1 pseudogene is annotated in these 268 nt (G+C 64.9%); it reads left to right on the top strand.

Annotation, left to right across the window (positions count from 1 at the left end):
* Window positions 1-268: pseudogene (locus RVY79_RS19865) on the top strand (integrase); the annotation flags it as partial.

Here is a 268-nt window from a genome sequence, read left to right as displayed (position 1 = left end):
CAATACGCTCACCCGAGTTGGCCACTTCTCACGCATTCTCGGAAGGGGAGTGGGTGCTGGTCCGCACCATCGCTGACGGGCTGGAGTGGTCCTATGGCTGGGCTGTACCTGCTGGGCAGCGTCTGCGCTTCGTGCTCGATTTCTCCTATGCTACCGGGCTGCGCGCGAGCGAACTCGTCACGTCGAAGCTGGGGGACCTGGAAGTGGATGCGGCCGGCGACCACTGGCTGAACCTCGTGGGCAAAGGCCGCCGTGCGGGCAAAGTCGC

It is taken from the genome of Chromohalobacter sp. HP20-39, assembly GCF_033052815.1.
Taxonomy (GTDB): Bacteria; Pseudomonadota; Gammaproteobacteria; order Pseudomonadales; family Halomonadaceae; genus Chromohalobacter.
Note: the sequence above shows the minus strand (reverse complement) of the source record. Positions and strands in the feature narration are given on the sequence as shown.